We start from the raw sequence: 20,598 nt of genomic DNA on the forward strand, positions 1-20,598 counted from the left end.
ATGAAAAAAATTATAAATCTATCATTACTCATTCTCGGCGTGGCTTTTTTATCTGCCCAGACCAAAGAGGATTCTATACAGTTCAACAGGATTTCCACTGAAATTCTCAATAACGGAAAAGGCTATAATGAATTGAGGGAACTCACCAAAAATATTGGCCATCGTTTAAGCGGTTCCGAAGCTTATGAAGAATCTGTAAAATGGGCGGCACAAAAACTTAAAGAGGCCGGAGCTGATAAAGTTTGGCTTCAGGAAGTAATAATTCCTGTCTGGGAAAGAGGTAAAGAATCATTACACATCAAAACTTCAAATGGCAGCTGGAAAAGCCTTAAAATGCTTTCTCTGGGTAACTCTGAGGGTACAGGAGGAAAAGATATTTCAGGAGAAATTATCATGGTAAAGTCATTGGAAGAATATGACAAACTACCGGCTGAAAAAGTGAAAGATAAAATTGTTTTCTTTAATTATCCCTTCAATCAGGGACATGTACAAACCTTTATTGCTTATCGCGAAGCAGGAGCTTACAGAAGGACAGCAGCCTCCTTAACCGCTAAAAAAGGCGGAAAATTTGCTGTTATACGTTCTCTTTCTTCAGCTTTTGATGATATTCCACACACCGGAAATATGCGTTATGATGATAGTATATCTAAAGTTCCTGCACTGACTATTGGAAATACCAGCGCAGACGAACTGGAAGCTTTATTAAAAAATCAAAAGGTAACAGCAAAACTTAACTCCAACTGTGGAATGAAAGGTGAGAGACTCTCCCACTCCGTTATTGGTGAAATTACAGGAAAAAAAGATAAAAACGTTATTGTTGTTGGCGGACACCTGGATTCATGGGATGTAGGAGAAGGAGCCCATGACGACGGAGCAGGAATTGTTCAGAGTATAGAAGTGTTAAGAACCTTCAAAAAATTAGGATTACAAAATAACCATACCATCAGAGCTGTTTGCTTCGCCAATGAAGAAAATGGGACAAAAGGAGGAAAACAATATGGAAAAAACGCTAAAGATCACAACGAAAAACACCTTTTCGCTATTGAATCTGATGCTGGGGGCTATTCTCCACGAGGTATTTCATTAGAAATGGACGATACCAAAAGAAACCAAGTCAAAAGCTGGGTAAATCTTTTCATGCCTTATGGAGTTTATAACTTTGAAGGAAAATATTCAGGTTCAGATATTGCTCCGCTTCATGAAATGGGCGTTCCTACTGCAGAATTAGTCCCTGATCCCCAACGTTATTTCGATATCCACCACACCTCGGAAGATACTTTTGAAAAAGTAAACCGCAGAGAACTTCTTCTCGGTTCCACGGTGATGACACAACTTATTTATATGATTGATAAAAATTGGTAACTATGAAAAAGATATTAGGTACAACATTATTAGTTTTGGGAGCAGCTGTTTTTGGCCAAACCAAAGAAGACTCCATACAGTTTAACAAGATCTCTACTGAAATCTTAAACCATGGAAAAGGTTATAACGAATTGAGGGAACTCACCAAAAATATTGGCCATCGTTTAAGCGGTTCCGAAGCTTATGAAAAGTCTGTAAAATGGGCAGCACAAAAACTTAAAGAGGCCGGAGCGGATAAAGTATGGCTTCAGGAAGTAATGATCCCTGTCTGGGAAAGAGGTAAAGAATCATTACAGATCAAAACTTCAAATGGCAACTGGAAAAATCTTAAAATGCTTTCTTTAGGAAATTCCGAGGGAACAGGAGGAAAAGATGTTTCAGGAGAAATCATCATGGTAAAATCCATTGAAGAATATAACAAACTGCCGGCCGAAAAAGTAAAGGATAAGATTGTTTTCTTCAACTATCCTTTCAGTCAGTCATTTATAGAAACATTCAAAGGATATAGTGATGCTGCCAAGTATAGGGTCACTGCTGCTGCATTAGCCGCTAAAAAAGGCGGAAAATTTGCTATTATACGTTCTCTTTCTTCAGCTTTCGATGATGTTCCCCATACGGGAGCAATGCGTTATGAAGATAATGTATCCAAAGTACCCGCTGTAGCTGTTGGAAACACAACGGCAGATGAGCTGGAAACTCTCCTGAAAAGCCAGAATATCACCGCTAAACTTAACTCCAACTGTGGAATGAAAGGTGAGAAACTCTCCCATTCCGTTATTGGTGAAATTACAGGGAAAAAAGACCAAAGCGTTATTGTCGTTGGCGGCCACCTGGATTCATGGGATGTAGGAGAAGGAGCTCATGATGACGGAGCAGGAATCGTTCAGAGTATAGAAGTGTTGAGGACCTTCAAAAAACTGGGAATACAAAACAATCATACCATCAGAGTAGTATGTTTTGCCAATGAAGAAAACGGAGTGAAAGGAGGTATCCAATATGGTAAAGCAGTAAAGGAAAACAATGAAAAACATCTTTTTGCTATTGAATCTGATGCCGGTGGTTTTGCCCCGAGAGGAATTGCCCTGGATATGGATGATGCCAGAAGAAATCAAATCAAAAGCTGGTCAAAACTCTTCCTTCCATACGGAGTCTATAACTTTAATGAAAGATTTTCCGGAACAGATTTATACCCTCTTCACGACATGGGAATCCCTGCTGCTGAGCTGATGCCTGATTCACAAAGATATTTCGATATCCATCATACAGAAGAAGATACTTTTGAAAAGGTGAACCGCAGAGAACTCCTGCTGGGAGCTACAGCAATGACACAGATGATCTACATGATCGATAGAAACTGGTAGTAAAAAAATTATAGCTAAACATAAAAGTTCATAGAAGCCTGAGAGATTAGGGCTTTTATGAACTTTTTTAATCTTTGACACACTTATTAGGATATTATATCCGTAATATTAAAATGTCGTGATAATTCCCGTTTATCTTATAAAATCCATCCCAAGGCTTCACATAATTTCTACAATTATTCTCATCACTTCCACTGAATTTGCAATCAGGGCAGCTTCATTTTTTATACTAAAAATTCTCAATTCAAAACAATTTCTCCTTGTTTAAGGAATTAAGCAGTGAAAATCACTGTAAAACAAACATATACAACCCTAAAAAATAAAATGTTGGTGACAAAATATTCACTTTGGCATGAAATTAGCATGTCTTACAACGAAAAAAACATAAAAACACTGGATGAAAAAAGGTCTTCTGTGGATATTCAGTTTTCCACCGATTCAAAATGTGACCCTTTTTTTTTCTGCGATGCCCTAAATGATATGGAAAATGTGATTGATTAACCTTGGTTCATTTTCACAACACTATAATTCATATCAGACTGGTATCATAACCCATGAATCATTAATGATTCAAAAATTTACTGATCAACCCTAAGCTATATGCTCCGGGCTCAGTCGTATAAATAAATGGCACGTCTTCATGAACCTTAGCCCAGTAAGAGAATGTATTCTTTTTACCATGTAAGACAGCTGCTTATCCATATAAATTAATGTATAACCCTTAAAATGGTAATAATGATGAGAGATTTTTTTGAAATGATTTTTAAGAGAAATGAAGATGCTGCAAAAATGCATATCTGGAGCTTGCTTTTGGTATTAAGTTTTGCCATCTTTTCTGTATTGGTATACACCTTAAAACCAAGCTTTAACAGCTTAATAATATATCTGACTGCATTCGCCGCTTATATCGGCTTTGGTCTTGTATTCATCAGTTCCCTGGCGGGGACAAGTATGAAAAAAAGATCGAGCAGAAACATATAATTTTTAATTCTTTTTTTTACTGAAAAACCGTCCTTTGGGACGGTTTTTGTTTTACAATCACTGATTAGTTATTCAATACCTTTCATCATCTCGGTAAGGATCTTTATTGTTTCTTCCTCAATCATTTTTTCAGATTTTGTAACCAGCTCTATCCTGAAAGGCTCACAACAGGCCTTTATTCCAAAGCCGTCATCTGTTTTCACAAATTCAGGATGCAAACCATGTTCTTTACACACTTCTGCTTCAATTTCTTTTCGGATTAAAGCATAATCTAGATTAATCATATCTTTTTATTTTGTTTCATTGGTGATGGATAAAGATAGGAATAAATTGCTTGTATAGAAATCCGGATTTCTACGGTACTTTTACAAAAAATCAACTGTGAAAAGCGGGGTGGTTTCTGTTTAAAATACTAACCCTTATTCGATTTAGCTAAATAATTACAAAAAGCCGCCCCTTGCGGAACGGCTTTCATATCTTAAAAATATTTCAATTATTTCACTTTTACAAGCTCTACATCGAAGACTAACCAAGCGTTTGGCGGAATAACCCCTCCTGCTCCTCTTTCTCCGTAAGCCATTGCCGGCGGGATCAATAAAGTAGCAGTTTCACCTTCTTTTAATAACAGGATACCTTCATCCCATCCTTTGATTACTCTTCCCATTCCAATTGGAATATCGATAGGCTCATTTCTTTTGAATGAAGAATCAAATTCTGTTTCGTCTACTAACTTTCCAGCATAGTGTACAGATACGTTATCACCAGATTTCGGAGCTTTACCGTCTGTTGTTTTTGTGATTTTGTAATAAAGACCAGATTCAGTTTTTTGCATACCTGCTTTCAGGTTTTCAATCATTTTCTCCTGGTTAGCTTTAAACTCTTCTTCCTTTTTCTTTCTTTCAGCTTCCTCCTTAGCGATAAAAGCTTTATTATTTTCTGCAATTTTAGCCTTCCCTTCGCTGAAAGTCTTAGCTGCATCGTAGTTTTTGTACTCATCACCTTTACCGAAAACAGAAACTTTTTCTAAAACGATATCTGTTTTAGGCTTATCCTGAGCTCCTTTTTCAACGTTAGCGATAGCATCAATTACGTCATTTCCTTTTACTACTTTACCGAAAATAGTATGTTTTCCGTCTAACCATGGTGTAGCCACTTCAGTAATGAAAAACTGAGAACCATTGGTATTAGGTCCTGAGTTTGCCATAGAAAGAATACCTTTCCCGGTATGTTTAAGGTCGTTTCTCTCATCCTCGAATTTATATCCAGGATCTCCCATTCCTGTTCCCTGAGGATCACCTCCCTGAATCATAAAATCTTTGATCACTCTGTGGAAAATTGTTCCATCATAATAAGGAACTCCTTTAGCCTTAGCCTTGTTGTCGATTTTCCCTTCTGCAAGACCTATAAAGTTGGCCACAGTTACTGGTGCTTTCTTGTCTTCAAACTTTACAATCAGATTCCCTTTTGTAGTTTGAATGTTTGCATAAAGTCCGTCATTAAGACCTTCGTAAGTTTCTTTGTCTACGTTCATTTTTTTATAAATTGGAGTACAACTCATCAGCGAAATACTTGCCGCTGCCAGAATTATATTTTTGTTAAACAATTTCATGTATTATAAAGCTTTTAATTTTATGATTAATGGGATGTCGTTATCTATTTTTTTTTCGTCTCCAAATGTTCCATAAGCCAGTGAAGATGGTACCAGAAGCGTTACCTCTTCTCCATCATGTATAAACCGTAAAGCATTTTCCACAGCTTTCAGCTCATCAAAATGCCCAAATTTAGCATCTCTTCTTTCAAAAGACTGATCATAAATCTTGGTCTCATCAAAATCATACAGATCATAGGAATAAGAGATCATGGTATTATCTGCTCTCCTTTTTCTCTGATCATACCCTTCCGCTGTTACCCAATAATTAAGCTGCGTAGGATAATATTTTACCGGCTGGCTATTGGCCCACTGCTGGATGTGTCCTCTTTCTATAGCATTCAGATTTTTCATCCTTTCTTTAGAAACATCCAGATCTTTTTGGCTTAAAACACCACCTACCGGAGGGTGCGCGGGCTGTGCATTCCTATTGCAGCTCAACAGACTGATTAATGATATGAAGACTAATTTTCTCATAAACTTTTGCGAAAATACACATTTCGGGAATCAATTACAAAACTTATATCAGATTTCCGGGAACAATTTAAGGAACATAAAATACAATATTTTACTGTAACAAAAAATTGTTTCAAACTACTGGTTTTTAAGAATACTGAGAAAAACTTTATTCAAGGCTCTTTTATATTAAAAGTGACTGAATTTTTCTTACTGGTTACAAGCATCCTGGGGCTGAAGTCAATAAAAAAAGCCGGAAATATTCCGGCTCCTATATATTTTATATTCAGTTTAGATTAAACTGTTTCTAAAGCGTGGTCCACCACAACTCTCCATCCGAATGGATCTTCAGAAAGGTTGTTCTGCAGATCTACCAAATCCTTCTTAAGAATAGCCGCAAAGCTTTCCTCATCAGATAATCTTGGAAGCTCAAGTTTTTCTCCCTGATATCCTAAAGCCTGGAATACTGTAGTTACTACAGCAGTTCCTACTCCCCATACTTCTTTTAAAGTACCGTTTTTCTGTGCTTCAACTACAGTTTTTACCGGAATTGGTTCAACTTTCACCTCAATACCTCTTTTCTTAGCCAATTGAAGGAAGCTGTCTCTTGTAACTCCGTCAAGAATTTTCTCTGAAGTCGGAGGCGTATAAATAGTATCGTTAATTCTTACAAACACATTCATAGTACCACTCTCTTCAAAATATTCGTGAGTAGCGTCATCCGTCCAGATGATTTGCTCATAGCCTTCTTCAATAGCCAGCTGAGTTGGGTAAAAAGAAGCGGCATAGTTTCCTGCTGCCTTCGCAGAACCCACACCACCGTTTGCTGCTCTTGAATAATGATCAGAGATCTTTACAGAAACAGGCTCTGAATAATAGCTCTTCGCTGGTGTTGCAACAATAGCGAACATATATTTGTTAGAAACTCTTGCTTTCAAAGCTTCTTCAGTAGCAAAAATCAACGGTCTGATATATAATGACATTCCCTCTCCTTGTGGAATCCATTCTCTATCGATATCTACCAATGCTTTTAAACCGTCTAAAAACATTTCCTCAGTCACTTCAGGCATAGCAAGACGCTTCGCTGACTTGTTGATACGTTCAAAATTCTTTTCTGGCCTGAAAAGGAAAACCTGCCCATCTTTGTCTTTATAAGCTTTCATACCTTCAAAACAAGCTTGCCCATAGTTTACTCCCATCATAGCAGGCGTAAATGGTATCGGACCGTAAGGAACTAATTTCACATCACCCCATTTTCCATCTTCATACTCACATATAATCATATGATCAATGAAAGTACCACCAAATGAAAAATTATTTGGGTCAAATGTAGAAATTCTAGAGTTTTCAGTTTTTTGAATTATCATTTTTAAAATTTTTTACGATGTTCTACAAATTTAATATAATTTTCTAAATATAAAAATTTTAGAGTAAATTTGACAAAAAAATAGCTTGAAAAGAGAAATAAAGACCACTAACGATGGAAGCAAAACATTGTTTATCAACGACTTAAATGAAAACTATCATTCTCATCATGGCGCGTTGCAAGAAGCAGAACATGTGTTTATCAAAAATGGACTAAATTTAGTTAATGATTGCGAAATTAATATTTTAGAACTCGGTTTTGGAACAGGTTTGAATGTTTTAGTTACAATTAATGAATATTTAAAAACTGACAAAAATCATGTCATTAATTATTTTTCGCTTGAAAAATACCCCGTAAATGAATCTGAAGTTAACGATTTGGCATATTTTGAGCTTTTTGATAATCCTGAGTTCAAAAATATTTACCAGAAAATTCATCTGGCAGATTGGGAAAAGTCAGTTGAAATCATTAGTGGTTTCAACTTAAAAAAGATAGAATGTGACTTTTTTGACCTCAAGGACATAGAATTGCCAAAAATTAACCTGGTCTACTTCGACTGTTTCGGAGCAAGAGTACAGCCTGATCTTTGGGAAAAACCGTTATTTGAAATGGTTTCTGACAAAATGGCCATTAATGGATTATTAACAACCTACTCTTCTAAAGGAAGTGTAAGAAGAATTCTTCAGGAACTGAACTTTAAAGTAGAAAAAAAACAAGGCCCTCCTGGAAAAAGGGAGATGATTAATGCCATAAAGCTTTAATAGTTTAAAAGACATAATACGCCTTTGCTTTTCCTGATTTCACCATTCCTTCATGAAAATTTCTTACATTAGCTTTACAAAATATTATACCTATTATATATGATAGACAAGATCAACATTAGAGTGTATGGCTGTGCAGTAAAAGACAAGAAAGTTTTGACCTTATTTGAAGAATATGCAGGAGAATCTTTAGTGAAATTTCCGGGAGGAGGATTGGAATACGGTGAAGGGGTACTGGAATGTCTGCACCGTGAATTTGATGAAGAGCTTAATGTAAAAATAGATATTACAGAACATTTCTATACACAGGAAAACTTCCTGGTTTCCCGCTTCAGAGAAAACGAACAGCTTCTTACCTTATATTATATTGTTAATATCATCAATGAGGAAGACTTCCTGATCATGGATCCATGCATCGAAAAAACAGAATGGATAGCTATCGACAGGCCCGACAATCCATTTCCACTTCCAATAGATAAAATTGTATTCGATAAATTAAAAGAAAAATTCCTGTAAGCTTTTACAGGAATTTACTTTTATATTGTTATTTTTTGACCTTAAACTGATTGGCTCCCGGATAAGGCTTTAAATAGCCGGAGTTCCAGTTGGACTGCAGTAATGACTCTATGAATTCATCACTCCTGTTTTTGTGAGGATCATACTGTTCTTTTAAATCAATATCAGCCATCTTTCCTTTTACATTCCACCAAAAGGCACTCCATCCTCCTCTAAGCTCTTTTATAATTTCATAAACATTTTTACCGGTAGCTCTGTTCATTAATTTTGCAAAAACCTGGCCTTCGGTTGTCGTAAGATCTCTTAATTGTTTTTCATATTGGTCAGCAAGCATATTCTGCCTTTCTCTTATAAATTTTCTTTTAGCCTTACTATCCATATTATCCATATCTGCCTGCATATCCCGATACTGTTGCAAAGCAGTCACAAATAACGGATATACCCTGTATAGCTTTTTATTTAGAAAATAATAGTAATTTTTATCGAGCTGATTGTTGAATCGGGGTTTGTTTACCAGAACAAGTTCGTCCATCACTACTACAGGCTCTCCATTAATCTCGTAGATTTTAACCTTTTGTTGCTCGTCGTAATAATACTTATTACCGAATTCATCCACTTTCAGAGATTCAGCAGGATATTGGTTAAGAGGTTTTGCCACAATAGAATCCGTCTGACCAAAAACACTGACTCCAAAAAAGAAAATAAAAAGGCAGATAATCTTCCTAAAATTCATTATTTTTACACTTATAAGAATAAAAATTAAACGCAAAAATCATTCCTTTTTATGAAATTTGAAAAGAAATCTTTAAAATTTTTAGAAAAATATTTAAATACTTCATCACCAACAGGTTATGAACACAAGGGACAGGAGGTCTGGATGGACTATATCAGACCGTATGTAGATAAAATTGAAGTGGATCATTATGGAACCTGCTATGGTATCATTAATCCTGAAGCTGATTTTAAAGTAGTAATTGAAGCCCACGCTGATGAGATTTCCTGGTACGTAAACTATATTACTGACGACGGATTGATCTACGTCATCCGAAACGGAGGCTCGGATCAGACTATTGCCCCTTCCAAAGTGGTTCATATCCACGGAGAAAACGGAATTGTAAAAGGAGTTTTCGGATGGCCGGCTATCCATACCAGAACTAATCAAAATGAACCTACGCCAAAAATTGAAAACATTTTCATCGATTGCGGAGCCACTTCCAAAAAAGAAGTGGAGGAAATGGGAATCTATGTAGGATGCATGATCACTTATCCGGATGAGTTCTTTGAAATGAATGACAGGTATTTTGTCTGCAGAGCTTTGGACAACAGAATCGGAGGTTTTATGATTGCTGAAGTGGCAAGGCTTTTAAAAGAGAATAAAAAATCAATTTCTTTTGGGCTGTATATCACCAATTCTGTTCAGGAAGAAGTAGGACTATACGGAGCTGATATGATTGCCGATACGATTAAGCCTAATATTGCGATTGTAACCGATGTTACCCATGATACAACCACTCCTATGATCGAAAAGAAAAAAGAAGGTGATCAGAAATGTGGTGACGGACCTGTAGTATTCTTCGCGCCAAGTGTTCACCATACGATCAGAGAATTAATTATTGATACGGCAAAAACAAAGAAAATACCTTTCCAGAGAGCTGCGGCAAGCAGAGCAACAGGAACAGATACAGATGCCTTTGCCCACTCTAACGGTGGGGTACCAAGTGCTTTAATTTCCCTACCTTTGCGTTATATGCATACCACGGTGGAAATGGTATCCAAAGAAGATGTAGGTAATGTAATCAAACTGATCTACGAAACCATTCTGAAGATTAAGCCGGAAATGAAACTAAAGTATCATTAATAGAATCAAGATGAAAGATACAAGATTCAAGACATTCAAAATATGAATAAAAAAGATATTCTCGTACACCTTAACCATTTATATCTCGACTCTTGATTCTTGACTCCAAATATCTAATTAAAAAGTAAAAATGAAAACGAAGCTTATTGCTCCTTCCCTTTTATCTGCAGACTTTGGGAATCTGCAAAGAGACATTGAAATGCTGAACGCCTCTCAGGCTGACTGGTTCCATATTGATGTCATGGATGGTAGATTTGTACCTAATATTTCATTCGGTTTTCCGGTAATGAAAACGGTTCAGCAGCATGCTAAAAAATTCGTGGATGTACATTTAATGATTGTAGAGCCCGAAAAGTATGTTGATGAATTTATCAATCATGGTGCTGATCTGGTTTCTGTGCATTACGAAGCGTGTACACACCTTCACAGAACGATTCATCATATTCAAAGTAAAGGGGCGAAAGCCGGGGTTGTTTTAAACCCTTCCACTCCTGTTCTAATGCTTGAAGATATTATTGCTGATGTAGATCTTGTTTTATTAATGAGTGTAAATCCCGGATTTGGAGGACAAAAATTCATTGAAAACACGTATAAAAAAATTGCAGAAACAAAAGATCTTATCTTAAGCAATAACTCTACTGCACTTATTGAAATAGACGGTGGCGTTAATCTTGATAATGCCTCTAAGCTTTTTGAAGCAGGAGCTGATGTGCTGGTAGCCGGAAATGCGGTATTCTCTGCGGAAAGCCCGGAAAGAACCATAGAGCTTTTAAAAATTTAAATTGTATTTTTAACCATACAGAAAAAGGCAGTTCTCAGGGACTGCCTTTCCTCATTTTTGGAACTTTGAGTAGATGTGGTTATTAGCTATTTTGAGTTTTTATCTTTACTTCTTCCTGATAACAACACAAATTTCTCAATAAAGATCCACACTTTCATCAGTAGAAATACTGAATTTTAACGTAAGCATTTCTACCTAATCCCATTGTTTTTTTACACTTCTTTATTCCAAATACACGCACAAACTACCAAAGCAATACTGATTACCGAGAAAACAGTTCTTACGTTATTTAAGAGATTCCATCTGTTCTCAAAACTTTCCCGCATTTGCTTAATGACACCGGTGGTAGCTCCCGAAATATCAAATTTATCAAGCATATCATTCATCGGAACATTTCCTGCTACTGTAACGCCAAAAACACCTATCAGATAAGCTAATGTTGCCAGCAAAAGGAAAATAAAAGCAGGCTGCTGCCCACGAAATACAAATGCAGATACAGGAAGAAGAACCGCTGTTCCCATAAAGCTCATAAAAAATACAGGATTAAGAATTTCCCGATTGATATTCTGCATTGCTTTCAGATATTCTCCATCAGATAATTTCCCCAGTCCCAATACTACAGAACAGGAATAGGCGTAGAAAAGTCCGGCAATTAAAGCCGTAAGCACAGCAGTAACAATTAATAATAGGGTTGCCATTTTCATATATTTTGATTTGTGGTTAGTAGTCGGTATATTTTAATAGGGATTCCATTTTTTAATAATATTCTGGGCAGTCAGAATCATTTCAGGGTCCCAGTTTTTCGTTTTAAAATAATGAAAATTCTGATTTTTAATTAACGTAGGATCAGCATGATCAAATAACAGCTTTGTAAGCCGGATCTGGTCCTCGTATATAATTAAATCTTCCACAGGTTCTGAAAGGAGTCTCTCTTTTTTTACCCACTTTTCGTTTTTCCTCTTCATTCCACCAGAATCATTAAGAATTTTTTTAACCCTCATAAAATCATTAAAAAAACACTGCTTCTCCTCTTCTGTATGAATGGTATGTCCAAGTCTTTCAATGATAACATATTCCAGGTTATGACATTGTGACAGCACTGAAGGAAGCAGCGCAAAGATCTCTTCCGGAATTACATCATCATGTGTATCTCTGCGGATCATTTTTTTTCCATAAACACTATCCTGCCAGCTTCCGCCTGAAAGATGAATCTCTTTGACCTTCTCCAAAGGATACAAACCCACAATATCCTGCATACTCACTTCAAAGTTGCAAGACTGACAATATATATTATGAAGATCAAGGATTAAAAAACCATCAATATCATCTATTAACTTATCAAGAAAAACACCCTGCTCTCTGACATCGTTAACGGAAAAAGAAAATGCCAGATTTTCTACTCCAATAGGAATATCTACAGCGTCCTGCAGTCTGTAAAGCCTGTCTTTTCCAATCTCAAGGGTTTTCGGATGCAAAGAAAGGGGCAATGGTACACCCTGATGATAATTTTCGGTGTTCATAAAACCAAAATGCTCTGTAATATGATTATAATTTCTCTTTTGAACTTCCTGCTTCAGTTTTTGAAGCCACATTTTCTGTCGCTCCGTCCACCTTGCATCGAATAAGGAGTAATAAACGCCATGCCCAAGCAAACGGTCATTTCCGGCGTAAAAGTCTAAAAGATCTTTAAGCCATGACGGCTCCTCAGCTTCAAAGAAGGTATCAAATGACCACTCAATCACATCCACAGCATTGTTCTGTAGCAAAGGTAAAATAGCAGAAACAAAATCTGCCTCTGCCATCATTGATAATCCTAATAGTGGTTTTTCCATATCCTATCCCATTCCACAGGCAGGACAACCATGAGGTAAACGAACCACAGTATCTTTCTTCGCAATAACTTTAGGTGTTCCCGGCTTTGGCTTTTCCGGAGTTTCTTTAATTACTGCTTTTTTAACTTTCTTTACAGGCTTTTTAGTGTTCGTAACAGACTTCGTTGTCTGTGCCGAAACTCCTACTGCTAATAAACTAGCCATTAATAGGGTTGGAATTTTCATTTTTTTTCTTTTTAAGGAAGTTTACAATAAGTGTTCCATTTATTTTGCTTTAAAAATACAACAATTTATCATTGAATATTTTATTTTTTTCAGACAGCATTTCTTCTATTAAACGAATATTTGAAATGAATATTTGAGAAATAGATATTCTTTATTTATATTTATCATTAAAAATAAAAAATGAGAAACACGCTTATAAAAGCTGTTTTCCTTGGATTGGCAGTATCAGCACACAGCATCAATGCACAAGTACAGTCCGTTGACAACAATAAGAAAATGGAATGGTTCAAGAATGCTAAACTGGGTGTTTTCATTCACTGGGGAGTTTATTCGGTTAACGGAATTTCTGAATCATGGTCATTCTTCAATAATTACATCAATTATGAGAATTATATGAAGCAGCTGGATGGGTTTTCAGCTTCAAAATACCAGCCGGAACAATGGGCTGAGCTTATCAAAGAATCGGGGGCAAAATATGCCGTGATTACGACAAAGCATCACGATGGAATAGCACTTTGGAATTCTAAGGCTGAAAAAGCGATCACTATTCCCGGTAATTCTTCAGCCCAAAAAGATGTTTTGAGCCCTTTCGTGGCCAGTCTTAAAAATTCAGGATTAAAAACAGGTCTTTATTTTTCACTTCCGGACTGGAGCCATCCGTATTATGACATCAATACCCGGATTAAAAAACGATATGATATAAAAAATGATCCTAAGCGCTGGCAGAACTTCACCAAGTATTATCAGACCCAGCTTACTGAGCTTTCTTCACAATATAAACCTGATCTTTTATGGTTTGACGGAGATTGGGAGCATACCTCTGAAGAATGGAAAGCTCCCCAGACACTCGGGATTCTGAAACAGTACAATCCGGATATCATCATCAATTCAAGGCTTAATAATCATGGCGATTATGACACTCCGGAACAGGGAATTCCTGTTATTGCTCCACAAAATCCTTATTGGGAACTCTGTTATACGATGAATGATTCCTGGGGATATCAGCCTTATGACAATAACTACAAAACCCCCAATATGATTGTCCGTACTCTGGCAGACGTCATCAGCATGGGAGGTAATCTATTGCTTGACATGGGCCCTAAAGCTGATGGAACAATCCCTGAGAAACAGGTGGAAATCTTAAAAAATCTTGGAAGATGGGTTTCTAAAAATAAAAAAGCCGTTTACGAAACCCAACGGGGAATTCCTTTTGAAAATTATAAAGGAAAATCTTCTCTGTCTACTTCTAAAAAGTCTTTATTCCTCTATCTGGAAGAAGATAAAAACATGACTAAGATTTATGGTTTGGCAACAAAGCCCGCTTCTGCAAAAATTATAGGAGATAGTAAGGCTGTAGTGGAAATGAGCTATGATGACAAAAACACAGTAAGCCTTCACTTTTCAAATATGAAATTTGATAAAGACATTAGCGTTGTAGAACTCGCTTTTGATAATCCTCCTGTATTTCTTAAAGACTTTAAGAAAGAAAAGCAACCGCTCTCCCAACTTATTGACCAAAAAGACACTCAGTCGGCTATTTATGATATCGCTGATGCTCTTCATGATGGTGATCATCTGTTCACCAATTCCGGACTGACCAATGACGGGCTTGATATGCAGCTTGGTCAAAACACTCATACAAACCCTGAAACACTTCAATGGATCAGTAAGCATGCAGAAGCTCTTTTCGACACTGAAAAAGGATTGCCGGAAGGTCATTATCCGGGCATGAGCAGCCTGTCTAAAGATAAACAGACCCTTTATCTTTTTGTAGAAGATAAGCCAACCGGCCCTATTGCTTTAAAAGGAATAAAAAACAACATTGCCAGAATCAGAATTGTTGGAGAAGGCACTTTACTTGATCACAGTATTTACAACAAGCTTTACTGGAGTGACAGACCAGGTATTGTATATATTGATATTCCAAAGGAAAGGCTTGATAAAAACATGACCGTCATTGCGGTTTTACTTGACAAACCTATTGAGCTCTACAGAGAAAAGATTGGAGCAATTGAAAATAATCTTTAACCTTAATTTCAAAAAATTGGAATAGATTAAAAAAACAAAATCCGGAGAAAAAATTCTCCGGATTTTTTATTTTGTAAGGTAGTTTCTTAGAAAATCTCTCTTCCTGAAAAATGGAATTGAGCTTCGATAAGAGCGTTCTCATCAGAATCTGATCCGTGAACAGCATTTTCACCAATGCTTCTTGCAAACATTTTTCTGATTGTACCTTCTGCAGCTTCTGCTGGATTTGTAGCTCCAATCAATGTTCTGAAGTCTTCAACAGCGTTGTCTTTTTCTAAAACTGCAGCCACGATAGGACCTGAACTCATGAATTCTACCAATTCTCCATAAAATGGCCTTTCAGCATGTACTTCGTAGAATTTTTTAGCATCAGCTACTGTAAGCTGAGTTAATTTTAAAGCTTTGATTTTAAAACCTCCTTCTGCAATCTTACCTAATATAGCACCGATATGTCCGTCAGCAACTGCATCAGGCTTAATCATAGTGAATGTAATGTTAGACATAAATGTATATTTTTTTAATGCCGCAAAATTACAAAAAATATCTTTGATTTTTATTTTAATTTTTTTTTAACATAAAAATAACTTTTATTAAGAAATCGTGAACTAAACTTTGGCACAGTAATTGTTTATTCTATTGCGATTCTCATGTTTAATTTGAGTTTTCATGGTTATTAGTTTTTACCCAGCTTCGGCTGGGTTTTTTATTTGTAAAAAATCAACACTTTTATTGCTAATTTGATAAAATTAAAAACCATATAAAATCATATTAATACGTTATTGCTTCTATTTCAATCAATGAAATAATGATTTTTTTTCATTTTTTTTAAAATGATTCATTTTGGTGGCACAAATATTTCAAAAATATGACATTACGCCGGACATTTTGAATGTCAAAAAGTGGAGTTATTGTAAAAGTATTTATTTCCAGGACGGAAAAAAATCGGCCGGATCATCTTTTTGGAAAAAATTTTAATCAAAAAAAGACACCCATACTATAAGATATTTTTTAATGTGATTCCCCGGTCTGTTTTTTCTATGTTCATAAAGTATTTGCAGATCAATTTATATTGATCCGATAGTATTGTAAAGAGGTGAAACCAGGTAATTATTTTTGAGAAGCTTCTTCTGCCTCATCCATAAGCTTAATGTAGGTAGAATAACGGGAATGTTGAATTTCTCCGGTCTCCAAAGCATCCAGAACCGCACATTTGGGCTCATTGATATGAAGGCAGTTATGGAATTTACATTCTTCTCTTTTCTTAAAGATTTCAGGAAAATAATGCTGTACTTCATCTTTTTCGATATCAATCATGGCAAACTCACGAACACCGGGTGTATCAATTACATTACCTCCAAAATCCCAAAAATGCATCTGGGCGAAGGTTGTCGTATGTTTTCCTTTGAGGTGAGTATCGGAAATTTCGGAAGTTTTCAAATTAAGCCCGGGCTGCAGTGCATTTACCAAAGTAGATTTTCCGCATCCTGAATGGCCGAAGAATACTGAGGTCTTATCTTTAAGGAGCTCCTGAAGCTGATCCAGGTTCAAACGGGAATAAGAAGAGATTTCTAATGTATCATACCCTATTTCCTGATAAAGAAATTCAATATCTTTTACAATTTCAATTTCCTCTTCATGCAGGACATCAATTTTATTGAATAAGAGTAAAGGGGTAATATTATAAGCTTCACAGCATGCTAAAAAACGATCCAGGAAACCAAGTGATGTTTCAGGGTGTTTCAAGGTAAAAATAAAACACGCCATATCAATATTGGAAGCGATGATATGAGCTTCTTTTGAAAGGTTTACTGATTTCCTGATCAGGTAATTTCTGCGGGGTTCTATTTTGGTAATCCACGCGATATCATCCTGCTCTAACTGAAATTCAACAAAATCTCCTACTGCAAGTGGATTGGTAAGCCTAGTTTTTATTAATTTAAACTTTCCCCGGATTCTGGCCTCGAAAATTTTATTTGTTTCCGGTTCCAAAACCTGGTACCAACTTCCTGTAGATTTAATGATTTTTCCTTTCATAGATAATGCTAGGTGCAAATATAAGAAATTAAGAAATAGAAAGTAGGGCTTAGAGTTTAGGAAATAGGTTAAAACAAATGTTTCTACAGCTATCCCTAAGCTCTAAGCCCTTTATTTATGATCGTCAGAACTTATTTCACAGAGTTTATGAACTTTTCAGTTCAAATTACTCCATCTTAAGTCTTGTTACCTTATGCTCTGTCAATCATGATATTATTCTGTACCTCAATAGATTCTTCATGAATGGCCTTGAATACCTTTTCAATAAATTCATTAGACATTCCTGTTTCTTTAGCTTTTTGATTAGCGTATTCAGTAATTACTTTCCAACGCTCAGGCTGGAAGATGGCAATATCATTTTCCTTTTTAAGTTTTCCGATTTTTTCTGAGATCTTCATTCTTTGAGAAAGAAGTTCTATTAACTGGAAGTCAAGATCAGAAATTAAAGTTCTGTGTCTTCCCATTTCACCTTCAAATCCTGCTAGATTTGAGCTTCTTACTTTTAAATTTCCGATAAGCTCTGCCAATACTTCAGGGGTAATCTGTTGCGCTGCATCACTCCATGCTTCATCAGGATTACAGTGGCTTTCAATGATAGCTCCCTGGTATCCTACGTTAAGTGCTTCCTGTGTGATATCAGCCAATCCTGTTCTGTTTCCACAGATATGAGAAGGGTCAATCAGCATTGGAATATCCGGGAACTGACTTTTGAAATCCAAAGCAATCTGCCAATTCGGATTATTTCTGTATTTTGTTTTCTGGTATGTGGAAAATCCTCTGTGAATTACTCCAAGATTTTTAATATCCTGGCCTAAAAGTCTTTCTAAAGCGCCAATCCATAAAGCTAAATCAGGATTCACCGGATTTTTAACGAATACAGGTTTGTCTGTACCTCTTAAGGCCATAGCAATTTCCTGCACGGTAAAAGGGTTTACTGTAGAGCGTGCCCCAATCCAAAGAACATCTACATCTGCTTCTAGAGCGGCAAACACGTGATGTGCATTGGCAACTTCCGTAGCAGTTTTAAAACCGTATTCTTCTTTTACTTTTTTTAGCCAGTTTAAACCAATTACTCCTACACCTTCAAAACCATTGGGTTTGGTACGGGGCTTCCAGATTCCTGCACGGAAAACAGATACCTGAGCATTTGATTCTTTAATTCTTTTAGCCGTTTCAAGCATTTGAGCTTCACTTTCTGCGCTACACGGTCCTGCAATCATTAGAGGCTGTGTAAGCCCACTGATCCACTCGCTTTTTAAATCTTTTAGGTTCATATTCTAAATTTATTGTTTTGTTATTTATTCTAAAGTTCACAGCACGGCCCTTTCATTATAAATTTACTTTATAATTCTTTTCAAAAAATGCCGTTCAAAATTTTTTTAAAGGAATCAGGAGAATAAAAGGCCTTCACTCCTCCTGTATTTTTTGGAAAGAAATTCAGTTAGTAGTACCAGTAAAATCGGTAATAGGTTCTGAAATTTCTATAATAAGAAGAAGAAAAGCTAAAATAACCGCTAAAATAATTAGCGGGTGTAAAATAAGACAGATATGTTGTCAATAAATTTTCCATTTTTGTTCTGGAAATGTCTTGTTTTAGCGTTTCTTGTTAGTATTTGCTTTTGTCAAAAAAATATTTTTCACAAAATTATTTCACAAATATATAAAAATTATGTCAAATCAAACTTCATTAAATCATCAAGATCTTTTAAAAGCGGATTTTTTTCTATAAATTTTTCAAATATTTTTCTTTTGGTGACCACCTCAATCTTCAGATTTTCAACGTCCCGCTGGTATTCTATGACAATAGAATGATTGTGAACTTTGCTTCTGAAATGATTGAAAAATTCTCCACTTATTTTATCAAATTCCACTTTAGCAGAATCTGAAGGGTATAAAACTTTGATTTTATTTTCTTCTTCCTTGACCAGTTTAAAGGTTTTTACGGCATTAAAGATAAAACCGTCTTTTCTCTGCAGCTGTTTGAGCATAAGGGTCCATTCTGCTTGCAGGTCTGTCTCGGTAAAATGATTTTGCGGAAGTTTTTCAGTTTTCACGATTACGGTTTCTTCCACCACTTCTTTCTCTTCTTTATTCAGAAAAGAATTGATACTGAAGCCTGAAGAACCTCCTGGTCTCGATAAAGGTTTATTGGTTTTCTGAATAACAGTTTCCTGAACAGCATCAGGTTGTGGAACTGCGGGCTGTACGGGTAATTCTTTTTTCTCAGGAACCTTTACGGGTATTTTTACGTCCTGCTTCTCACTGAGAAATGGTGCCAGTATTAAGAACTTTTTTTTTTAGTATCACCTAAATTAGCTGTCAGAGAAGCCAGCTGCATTAATGCAATTTCAACCGTAAGTCTTGGGTTTTTAGAATTTTTATAATTGATATCTGCGTGGTTACAAATCTCAACAGCGTCAATCAATTGCTGGGCGTTCCATTTCTGGCTCTGTTCTACAAACTTGATCTTGGTCTTCTCTCCTACTTCAATGAGTTCTAAAGTGGCCGTATTCTGGGCCATCATAAGATCTCTGAAATGGTTTCCTAAGCCTGCAATAAAAATATGAGGATCAAAACCTTTTTTTACTATCTCATTAAAGGCGAATAGCGCTTCCGGGATTTTATTCTCTTTGGCCAGATCCGCGATATTCAGATACTGGTCATAATCTAAGATATTGAGAACTTCAGCAGCCTTGGCCAATGTAATATTCTTCTGAGAGAATGTTGAGAGCCTGTCAAAAATAGATAATGCATCTCTTAAAGCACCATCGGCCTTCTGGGCAATCATATAAAGAGCATCTTCCTCATACTGGATATTTTCTTTCTGAGCAATATTTCTTAGATGATTCTGGATATCTTCAATAACAATTCTCTTGAAGTCATAAATCTGACACCGCGATAAAATGGTAGGAATTATCTTGTGCTTTTCGGTAGTTGCCAAAATAAAAATAGCATGCGCCGGCGGTTCTTCAAGTGTTTTAAGGAAAGCATTAAAAGCAGCAGAAGACAGCATGTGTACCTCGTCAATGATATACACTTTATATTTTCCTACCTGAGGGGCAAAACGTACCTGATCAATAAGTTCTCTGATATCATCTACAGAGTTGTTGGATGCAGCATCCAGCTCATAGATATTGTAGGCAAAGCCATCTTCTGAGACTGAGCCGTCTTTTTCATTGATCTTTCTCGCCAGAATTCTGGCACAAGTAGTTTTACCCACACCACGAGGTCCACAAAAAAGTAGAGCCTGGGCCAACTGGCTCTCTTCAATTGCATGTTCTAAAGTATCCGTAATATGAGATTGCCCAACAACTGTATCAAACTCTTGGGGGCGATATTTTCTTGCAGATACTATAAAATTTTCCATTGGTCAAAAATAAGGAATATAG

21 protein-coding genes are annotated in these 20,598 nt (G+C 36.2%); 8 read left to right on the forward strand and 13 right to left on the reverse strand.

The features are described 5' to 3' along the window. From MP477_RS01320 to MP477_RS01330, 3 genes are all read left to right on the forward strand, one after another. Complete coding sequence (locus MP477_RS01320; protein ID WP_257188864.1) at positions 1 to 1,362, forward strand: M28 family peptidase; 1,362 nt, start codon at positions 1 to 3, stop codon at positions 1,360 to 1,362. A 2-nt stretch (positions 1,363 to 1,364) separates the two neighbouring features. Then, positions 1,365 to 2,723: a M20/M25/M40 family metallo-hydrolase gene (locus MP477_RS01325; RefSeq protein WP_257188865.1), complete on the forward strand. Its 1,359-nt coding sequence runs from the start codon at positions 1,365 to 1,367 to the stop codon at positions 2,721 to 2,723. A 735-nt stretch (positions 2,724 to 3,458) separates the two neighbouring features. Beyond that, positions 3,459 to 3,704 (forward strand): hypothetical protein, encoded by a 246-nt coding sequence (locus MP477_RS01330; protein WP_209799765.1) that lies wholly within the window; start codon positions 3,459 to 3,461, stop codon positions 3,702 to 3,704. 68 nt (positions 3,705 to 3,772) lie between these two features. Here MP477_RS01330 and MP477_RS01335 read toward each other — a convergent pair whose 3' ends face one another. The 4 genes from MP477_RS01335 to MP477_RS01350 all read right to left on the reverse strand — a co-directional run bounded on the left by MP477_RS01335 (position 3,773) and on the right by MP477_RS01350 (position 7,175). Beyond that, the gene (locus MP477_RS01335; RefSeq protein ID WP_257188866.1) at positions 3,773 to 3,988 is read right to left on the reverse strand and encodes a hypothetical protein; all 216 of its coding nucleotides are present in this window, start codon (positions 3,986 to 3,988) and stop codon (positions 3,773 to 3,775) included. A 209-nt stretch (positions 3,989 to 4,197) separates the two neighbouring features. Continuing rightward, entirely contained in the window at positions 4,198 to 5,235 is a 1,038-nt protein-coding gene (locus tag MP477_RS01340) for a peptidylprolyl isomerase (protein ID WP_257188867.1), read from the reverse strand. Between the two features lie 81 nt (positions 5,236 to 5,316). Continuing rightward, the gene (locus MP477_RS01345) at positions 5,317 to 5,829 is read right to left on the reverse strand and encodes an FKBP-type peptidyl-prolyl cis-trans isomerase (protein ID WP_257188868.1); all 513 of its coding nucleotides are present in this window, start codon (positions 5,827 to 5,829) and stop codon (positions 5,317 to 5,319) included. 275 nt (positions 5,830 to 6,104) lie between these two features. Then, a complete protein-coding gene (locus MP477_RS01350; protein ID WP_230035586.1) occupies positions 6,105 to 7,175 on the reverse strand; it encodes a branched-chain amino acid aminotransferase in 1,071 nt (356 codons plus the stop codon). Between the two features lie 85 nt (positions 7,176 to 7,260). On the opposite strand from MP477_RS01350, the gene mnmD reads away from it, so the two are divergent. Then, positions 7,261 to 7,935: a tRNA (5-methylaminomethyl-2-thiouridine)(34)-methyltransferase MnmD gene (mnmD, locus tag MP477_RS01355; RefSeq protein WP_230035584.1), complete on the forward strand. Its 675-nt coding sequence runs from the start codon at positions 7,261 to 7,263 to the stop codon at positions 7,933 to 7,935. A gap of 99 nt (positions 7,936 to 8,034) precedes the next feature. Continuing rightward, complete coding sequence (locus tag MP477_RS01360) at positions 8,035 to 8,451, forward strand: NUDIX domain-containing protein (protein ID WP_257188869.1); 417 nt, start codon at positions 8,035 to 8,037, stop codon at positions 8,449 to 8,451. A gap of 28 nt (positions 8,452 to 8,479) precedes the next feature. Here the strand turns inward: MP477_RS01360 and MP477_RS01365 are convergent, their stop codons facing one another. Further along, on the reverse strand, positions 8,480 to 9,184 hold the full coding sequence (locus tag MP477_RS01365) for a DUF4294 domain-containing protein (protein WP_230035580.1): 705 nt from the start codon (positions 9,182 to 9,184) through the stop codon (positions 8,480 to 8,482). Between the two features lie 51 nt (positions 9,185 to 9,235). Here MP477_RS01365 and MP477_RS01370 point away from each other — a divergent pair, with 51 nt between their 5' ends. After that, positions 9,236 to 10,309, forward strand: a complete 1,074-nt coding sequence (locus MP477_RS01370; protein WP_230035578.1) for a M42 family peptidase — start codon at positions 9,236 to 9,238, stop codon at positions 10,307 to 10,309. A gap of 130 nt (positions 10,310 to 10,439) precedes the next feature. After that, positions 10,440 to 11,090: a ribulose-phosphate 3-epimerase gene (gene rpe, locus MP477_RS01375; protein WP_047495569.1), complete on the forward strand. Its 651-nt coding sequence runs from the start codon at positions 10,440 to 10,442 to the stop codon at positions 11,088 to 11,090. Between the two features lie 212 nt (positions 11,091 to 11,302). On the opposite strand, the gene MP477_RS01380 is transcribed toward rpe, so the two are convergent. Genes MP477_RS01380 through MP477_RS01390 form a run of 3 tightly spaced genes read right to left on the reverse strand, consistent with a single transcriptional unit; the run spans position 11,303 to position 13,147 of the window. Next, positions 11,303 to 11,788 carry a DUF1772 domain-containing protein gene (locus tag MP477_RS01380; RefSeq protein WP_257188870.1) on the reverse strand — a complete coding sequence of 162 codons (486 nt, stop codon included), beginning with the start codon at positions 11,786 to 11,788 and terminating at the stop codon, positions 11,303 to 11,305. A 39-nt stretch (positions 11,789 to 11,827) separates the two neighbouring features. Further along, the gene (locus MP477_RS01385) at positions 11,828 to 12,922 is read right to left on the reverse strand and encodes a DUF692 domain-containing protein (protein WP_257188871.1); all 1,095 of its coding nucleotides are present in this window, start codon (positions 12,920 to 12,922) and stop codon (positions 11,828 to 11,830) included. A gap of 3 nt (positions 12,923 to 12,925) precedes the next feature. Further along, positions 12,926 to 13,147: a hypothetical protein gene (locus MP477_RS01390; protein ID WP_230035572.1), complete on the reverse strand. Its 222-nt coding sequence runs from the start codon at positions 13,145 to 13,147 to the stop codon at positions 12,926 to 12,928. A gap of 180 nt (positions 13,148 to 13,327) precedes the next feature. Here MP477_RS01390 and MP477_RS01395 point away from each other — a divergent pair, with 180 nt between their 5' ends. Continuing rightward, positions 13,328 to 15,175, forward strand: a complete 1,848-nt coding sequence (locus tag MP477_RS01395; RefSeq protein ID WP_257188872.1) for an alpha-L-fucosidase — start codon at positions 13,328 to 13,330, stop codon at positions 15,173 to 15,175. A gap of 86 nt (positions 15,176 to 15,261) precedes the next feature. Here the strand turns inward: MP477_RS01395 and MP477_RS01400 are convergent, their stop codons facing one another. The 5 genes from MP477_RS01400 to dnaX all read right to left on the reverse strand — a co-directional run bounded on the left by MP477_RS01400 (position 15,262) and on the right by dnaX (position 20,576). Further along, positions 15,262 to 15,678 carry a nucleoside-diphosphate kinase gene (locus MP477_RS01400; RefSeq protein WP_034687444.1) on the reverse strand — a complete coding sequence of 139 codons (417 nt, stop codon included), beginning with the start codon at positions 15,676 to 15,678 and terminating at the stop codon, positions 15,262 to 15,264. Positions 15,679 to 16,282: 604 nt separating this feature from the next. Further along, complete coding sequence (gene rsgA / locus MP477_RS01405; RefSeq protein WP_257188873.1) at positions 16,283 to 17,209, reverse strand: ribosome small subunit-dependent GTPase A; 927 nt, start codon at positions 17,207 to 17,209, stop codon at positions 16,283 to 16,285. A gap of 191 nt (positions 17,210 to 17,400) precedes the next feature. Next, positions 17,401 to 18,483, reverse strand: a complete 1,083-nt coding sequence (locus MP477_RS01410) for a chorismate mutase (protein ID WP_047495586.1) — start codon at positions 18,481 to 18,483, stop codon at positions 17,401 to 17,403. Between the two features lie 393 nt (positions 18,484 to 18,876). Further along, entirely contained in the window at positions 18,877 to 19,263 is a 387-nt protein-coding gene (locus MP477_RS01415) for a hypothetical protein (RefSeq protein WP_230035566.1), read from the reverse strand. A 227-nt stretch (positions 19,264 to 19,490) separates the two neighbouring features. Continuing rightward, the gene (gene dnaX / locus MP477_RS01420) at positions 19,491 to 20,576 is read right to left on the reverse strand and encodes a DNA polymerase III subunit gamma/tau (protein WP_230035564.1); all 1,086 of its coding nucleotides are present in this window, start codon (positions 20,574 to 20,576) and stop codon (positions 19,491 to 19,493) included. Between the last annotated feature and the right edge of the window lie 22 nt (positions 20,577 to 20,598).

This window comes from Chryseobacterium sp. WG23, from assembly GCF_024586575.1.
Lineage (GTDB): Bacteria > Bacteroidota > Bacteroidia > Flavobacteriales > Weeksellaceae > Chryseobacterium.